The sequence below is a fragment of the bacterium genome (genome assembly GCA_012517375.1).
Taxonomy (GTDB): domain Bacteria; phylum Hydrothermota; class Tepidihabitantia; order B3-TA06; family B3-TA06; genus JAAYVC01.
In genome coordinates, this window is record JAAYVC010000007.1 from 22,077 (window position 1) to 28,095 (window position 6,019).

At 48.0% G+C, this 6,019-nt stretch carries 9 protein-coding genes; 1 reads left to right on the plus strand and 8 read right to left on the minus strand.

The genetic code is table 11. The annotated features are described in order from the left end of the window. Positions 1 to 4 precede the first annotated feature (4 nt). From GX441_00965 to GX441_00990, 6 genes are all read right to left on the minus strand, one after another. Entirely contained in the window at positions 5 to 526 is a 522-nt protein-coding gene (locus tag GX441_00965) for a hypothetical protein (GenBank protein NLI97215.1), read from the minus strand. Between the two features lie 78 nt (positions 527 to 604). Further along, on the minus strand, positions 605 to 1,120 hold the full coding sequence (locus tag GX441_00970) for a hypothetical protein (protein NLI97216.1): 516 nt from the start codon (positions 1,118 to 1,120) through the stop codon (positions 605 to 607). Between the two features lie 2 nt (positions 1,121 to 1,122). Next, positions 1,123 to 1,701 carry a hypothetical protein gene (locus tag GX441_00975; GenBank protein NLI97217.1) on the minus strand — a complete coding sequence of 193 codons (579 nt, stop codon included), beginning with the start codon at positions 1,699 to 1,701 and terminating at the stop codon, positions 1,123 to 1,125. 19 nt (positions 1,702 to 1,720) lie between these two features. Then, on the minus strand, positions 1,721 to 2,263 hold the full coding sequence (locus tag GX441_00980; protein ID NLI97218.1) for a hypothetical protein: 543 nt from the start codon (positions 2,261 to 2,263) through the stop codon (positions 1,721 to 1,723). Continuing rightward, positions 2,256 to 2,867, minus strand: a complete 612-nt coding sequence (locus GX441_00985) for a hypothetical protein (GenBank protein NLI97219.1) — start codon at positions 2,865 to 2,867, stop codon at positions 2,256 to 2,258. Before GX441_00985 ends, GX441_00980 begins: the two co-directional genes overlap by 8 nt. Continuing rightward, positions 2,868 to 3,446, minus strand: coding sequence for a hypothetical protein (locus tag GX441_00990; protein ID NLI97220.1), 579 nt, complete (start codon positions 3,444 to 3,446; stop codon positions 2,868 to 2,870). It lies immediately after the preceding gene. A gap of 122 nt (positions 3,447 to 3,568) precedes the next feature. On the opposite strand from GX441_00990, the gene GX441_00995 reads away from it, so the two are divergent. Next, positions 3,569 to 3,988, plus strand: coding sequence for an EamA family transporter (locus GX441_00995; protein ID NLI97221.1), 420 nt, complete (start codon positions 3,569 to 3,571; stop codon positions 3,986 to 3,988). A gap of 9 nt (positions 3,989 to 3,997) precedes the next feature. On the opposite strand, the gene GX441_01000 is transcribed toward GX441_00995, so the two are convergent. Together GX441_01000 and GX441_01005 are read right to left on the minus strand one after the other, a co-directional pair. Continuing rightward, entirely contained in the window at positions 3,998 to 5,215 is a 1,218-nt protein-coding gene (locus GX441_01000) for a T9SS type A sorting domain-containing protein (protein NLI97222.1), read from the minus strand. Positions 5,216 to 5,289: 74 nt separating this feature from the next. Then, positions 5,290 to 5,877 (minus strand): T9SS type A sorting domain-containing protein, encoded by a 588-nt coding sequence (locus tag GX441_01005; protein NLI97223.1) that lies wholly within the window; start codon positions 5,875 to 5,877, stop codon positions 5,290 to 5,292. Positions 5,878 to 6,019 lie beyond the last annotated feature (142 nt).

Genomic DNA, 6,019 nt, shown 5'->3' on the forward strand with positions numbered 1-6,019 from the left:
TGATTTATTCTGTTATCTCGAGGTCTATTTCCTGTGGGTCGCCCCACTCATCATCATTATTGGCGGCTGAGATATTTATCTTGACCGTATCCGAACCTTGATCACCCACGTAGAGCTTTGCTTCTATCTCTTCATCCTGCGAGTCAAAATTTCCGTCAACCGCCTGCATATCGGTAGTGTCGTCTTGAAAGACGAACACGGCTTTGGCAACGATGATATCTTGTGATGAATAATGAATGGTTGCGCGTGCGGATATCTTGACCGTATCAGCTCCCTCAGTAGGATTAGGTGTAACTGAAGCGTTCTCTATCCGGGGTAGGGGGGTTCCAGGTAAATAGCAGCAACTCAAAAGGCTGGCTGCGCTCACTGTGCCTAACCCGGCGACTATTGCGCTTAAGGCGGACATCTTAATCCAGCGTGCCGCCCGCGGCAGCACCCCGCGCTCCTCGCAGCGGGAGAAAAAGTCGAAAAGGGAGGTGCCTATCCTCCTCAAGGATTCAAAGAAAATGTATCTGGTTCGAGCCATATTTCCTCCTTAATTGCTGTATTGAATATAGCCAGCACGGAAGTGTTGTCAATCCCTGAAAAACCCCGACTCCGCCGCTTACTTGTCTGTTATGCGTAGAACGGTCGAGCCTATGCCCCAGCCTGAGGATTTTGAATCGACCTTGACGTAGATTTGAGCGCTATCCGCCTTGATGTTCTTTACGTTTATGCGTCCGATGAGTTCCTCACTGGCTTCGTCGAATGCGCCGTCCTTCGCTCTCATCTGGACTGTATCTCCTTCGACTATGCACTGGGCTGCGGCTATAACATCGAGATCGCCTGCATTCTCGAGCCGCGCTTTAGCGCTTACGGTTACGGAATCCGCACCTCTGGTAGGGTTAGGTTTTACGATTATCTCAGGCACCCTGGGGTACACGGCAACAGGTTCGTAGCAGGTCACAAGACCATCGTCAAAGGGCTGCTTTTTGGCGCACGCTGCAATCAGCGCCAGGGCCGCTCCAGCAAAAGTGAGTTTCAGCCAGCGCATTATTCCAGGCAGAATACCGTTCTCCTCGAAGCCTGAAAGGAATCCATACAATCTGGATGTGAGTTTGCTTATCGATTCGCGCATCATCTTTACTCCTTTTCCGAAATTAACAGGCGCAGTGAAGCTAATGACTGTTCACCCTTAGAGGTAGAAGCGTGAACGAAAACCAAGATAGTTTCCGGACCAAATCCTGGAAGAACCCTAATACTCTTGACGTCGATTTGGCCATCAATAATCTCCAGGGTGTCCGAGAAACGGCCGTCCACCGGGCGCATCCTTATCCGGTGCGTATCCCTGCTCGTCTGGAGCCAGGCGTCCGAAATGTAGTTGTCCTCGAGTTTAGGTTCAAGCACTTTTGCCGCGGCCTTTATTCGAATAATGTGTGCGCCTTTCGTGGGATTCGGAGTTGCGGAAACCTCTGTTATGGTTGGATTCAGTGGTCCGACCATATAGCACGTCGTAACAGGGCCGCCTTCTCCTCCGGGTCCGGTTCTTGCCCTTTTCCCGCACGAAGCTATCAGGGCGACAACGAACCCCAAGAACGAAACCTTCAAAAAGCGCGCTGTTCTTGAGAGAAATGGGGTATCCTGGCATCTTGACAGCGCGTTAAATACCAGATTGCCTGCGTCTCTGAGAATTGCATTCAAATTCTTTCTCATCTTTGCCATTCCGCTTCTCCTTTCTCGTTTAATCCGGTTCAGTAATCACAAGCTCTAAGGATTCTATTTCAGTTTGACCGGACGAATTTTCTACCTCTATGCATATATAGGTCGTTTCCGGCTCAATATTTCCAACGTACAGCCGGCCGACTATTCTCTCCGAAGCGGCGTCGAATTTCCCGTCAATCGCCCGCATAGGGTAATATATCGTATCTCCTCCCATTCTCATACGGGCAGAGCTTATCGTGCTTTCGCCTCTGAAGTGCTCGCTTATTCTTGCAGTTGCCTTTACGGTTACAGAATCGGCGCCCTTCGTAGGGTTAGGTCTTACGGAAAGCTTGGATAGTTCTATGAGGGGAGGGGGGGCGGGTTTGTAGCACATAATAACATCTTCTTTTGCTTCAAGCGAGAGAGAGCTGACAAGCGCCACGAATAATCCCAACAGCGACAGCTTTAGCCACCTTGCCGCCTTCGGCAGAATCCGGCGTTCCTCTAAACCGGACAGGGAGCCGAAAAGCTCTCCGCCTAGCTTTGCGAACAGGTTTGCCAGTCTATTCCTTAGTTCAGTCATTTTTGTCCTCCTTCTTGTCGATACTGTCAGGTGCTGGAGCGGAGATGACTAATTGCTTCCATGCGCTTTCCGCATTGCCGGTGTTCGTCTTCACCACTATGTAAATCCACGTGGTCTCAGGCTTACGGCCTCCTACGTAGAGACGCGCCTCTAAAGTTTCAAGGGTATCGCCGAATTTGCCGTCTAAAGCTTTCATGGGATAATGAAGGGTATCCCCATTAATTCCGGTATCTCCTGTAGCGCCGGAAAGCTGCATAAATGCTTCAGAGATAGCGCTATCTCCTTCATACTTGTACTGAGGTCCAAGCATTGCAGTTGCCTTGACGATTACAGTATCTACGCCGGCTGTCGGATTCGGTTCAGCCGAAACATCCGAGATTAATATATGAGGTTCCTCTATAGGAACGTAGCATAAGATGATATCATCATCCGCTGCTTTAAGCGGCGCGCTCACCAGAGCTACTACCAATCCCAAAATTGAAAGTTTAAACCATCTTGCCGCCCCAGGCAGGATGCCGCGTTCCTCTAATCCCGTCAACAATGCAAATATCGAGCCGCCTATTCTTGCAAAGATGCGGGCAATGAACCCTCTCGTTTTCGACATCTAGTCCTCCTCTTTAATAGTCGAATCCGCTGACAGTGAATCGGATTTTGAAACAACGTAAGACTGCCAGCTTATTTCCTGATTGCCCTGCGAAGTGGTAACCGAGATGAAGAACCAGTTTTGTCCCGTGTCAAGATCGCCGACATAAAATGAGGCTTCGAGCACTTCAAGGGTATCCGAAAGCTTACCGTCAATCGCTTTCATCGGTATCTTAAGGGTATCCTTTTGTCTTGAAAGCCAAGCTTCTTTAATGTAATTATCTTCGATTTCAGGATTTAGCACTTTTGCAGTCGCCCTGACCTTTACCGAGTCGGCGCCTTTGGTCGGGTCGGGTGATATGATAACGTCCGATATCGCAGCTTCGGGTAATCTCGCAACAATATAACACGTCACTTGCGCCTCTTCAGCCTGAAGCGAAAGAGCTACGACGAGCGAGGCAATAATACCGAGTGCGGCAACCTTTACCCACTTCAAAGCGCGCGGCATAAAGCCTTTTTCTTCAAGAGCTGTCAAGAATCTGAATATGGAGTTACCCGCCCTCCCCAATAGACCCGATATCATGTTTCGCGTCTTTGCCATTGTCGCTTCTTTACTCCTGTATACCTCTAATTCCTCGATTTATTCCACATAATATATGCTCTGAATCAGCCGTGTCAAGTTATTATATTGACGTTAGCTCAAAACTCACGTAGAATCCGCTCGTGAAGCAGCTTTTTTCCGATTGGCGTGTTCTTTCAGCAATAGCGATTCTTGGCTGGGGAGCATGGGGGATACTTTCAAAAATAGCCCTAAGACACGTTGACTGGAGGGTTATGCTTTTAATATCCTCGATTGCAGTGCTTCCGCTCGTGGTTTTTCTAGGGCTTCCTGCATTTGACTGGAAGTTCAATCGCTACGTTCTTTTTGCAGCACTTGCAGGACTGGGCGCTTCTTTAGCCACGCTTGCATTTAACCGGGCGCTTCAGAAGGGAGGACCTGCAAATGTCGTCGTGCCTTTAACATCCCAATACGTTCTGGTGATAGTTCTTTTTTCGACGATTTTTCTAAAGGAGCCGATTACGTGGCAGCGGATTGTAGGTATTGCAGCCGCAATCGTTGCAATCGTGATGCTTTCTCTTTAGTTTTCTCTGTTATTTAATAACCAGGAGCTTGTTCGTCAAAGTTTTATCGGATGTGGTGAACCTTGAGAAGTACAGCCCTGAAGGCATACCGCGTGTTGACCAGTGAAGGTCTCCAGTGTTAGGGTTGATAGCGCTTCTGAACACCTCGCGGCCGCAGGCGTCAAAGATGGATAGCTCTCCTCTTGTCCCGGTTGTGAACGAGAACTCGACATCGGTGGAGGTCTGGGTTATCCTCAATGGCTCGATTTGACTTCCTGTCTCTTGAATGCCGCCAAGGGACTTCGCTAGAGTATCGTCCGTTGAGAGTTCGTCGAGTTCGAGTTTTGGGTATGCCCTCAAAGTAAAGGGACCTCCACCTGTCACTGACCAGGGCTTGAACGTTACCTGTTTGGTTGATTCTTTGGGAATGGAGACCTTCAGGGAGTCAACGTACACACTTGTGGAACCACTAAGTATCTCAGCATAAACGTATGCATCTTTATCTGCCTTGATGCCTTCGTTCGCAAAGGTTACTATTGGAGTGTAGCTCGGACCTGTCAGTTCATCGGAATCTATGCTCTTTGAAGCGTAGTCGTAATAGGCAACACTGCGAAGCACGATGTTGTCCCAGGAGACTTCCTGACCGAACCAACGTGAACCATTAAGCCCACCTGTCGTACTAAGCTCGACTTGGATTATGGAATCCTCAGAGGACCAATCATGATCCAACCACTTTTGTTTTAAGTTGTCTCTTTGTTCTGTCCATGTTCCTTTTTCCGGAATAGTCAACTGGATTGCATAATTGGTATCCTCATCAGGGTATGTTCCGGATGCTGATCCTACAACCCAAATGATATTCTTGTAGGAAGAGGTATGAAAACAGATAAAGAAATTAGCAATAGAATCTTTATCACCTTGAGCCATATTGAATACCCAGAAACAACTATCTACATCAGCAACCGCTTTAGGCGTTGGAAGAGTCTGTTTACAGTAAAGCTGCGTAATACCATCTTCAACGTAGCAACGTTTATATGTATCTGTCAAAAAAGAGAATTTACCGTCGTATGATCTGGTTGAATCATGGATGCTAACTTTTGCACTGTCTGAAGCTCCTGCTTTGTTCTCCCATATCTCCGTAGTCCAGTCGCCTGTGCCAAGCTCGGCTCCCGGGTCGCGTATCGCGTTTACCCATATCTTTGCAGAAAGCACCACAGATAACACCAACATCAATAAAACTATCTTTCGCATATCTTCGCCTCCTTTATGCCTTAAGTCTATCTTAAATGCAAGTTGTGTCAATAGGATTGCTCTTCTGTCTGAGTTCAGTTAATAATCAAAAACTTGTTTGAGATTATATTCTTTCCAGATACAAACCTGGCGAAGTAGAGTCCTGAAGGCATACCGCGTGTTGACCAGTGAAGGTCTCCAGTGTTAGGGTTGATAGCGCTCCTGAACACCTCGCGGCCGCAGACATCAAAGATGGATAACTCACCACCGATGTCTGGTGCAAACGAGAATTCGACACCTGCTTGGTTCTGAACTATCTTCAATGGCTCGATTTGACTTCCTGTCTCTTGAATGCCGCCGAGGGACTTCGTTAGTGTATCATCCGTTGACAGCTCGTCGAGCTCGAGCATAGGATATGCCCTCAAAGTAAAGGGGCCTCCCCCCACAACTGACCAGGGCTTGAACGTTACCTGTTTGGTTGATTCTTTGGGAATGGAGACCTTCAGGGAGTCTAAGTACACCCTTGTGGCTCCACTAAGTATCTCAGCATAAACGTATGCATCTTTATCTGCCTTGATGCCTTCGTTCGCAAAGGTAACTATTGGGGTATAGCTCGAACCTGTCAGTTCATCGGAGTCTATGCTCTTTGAAGCGTAGTCGTAATAGGCAACGCTGCGGAGCACTATGTTATCCCAGGATACCTCCTGACCATGCCACCTTGTGGAAGTCGCAAGGCCATATGAAGAAAGTCGTATTTTGTATATCGTATCTGTCTTAAGCCAATTGTGATCGAGCCATCTTTGAAAAAGATTTTCGCCGTGTTCA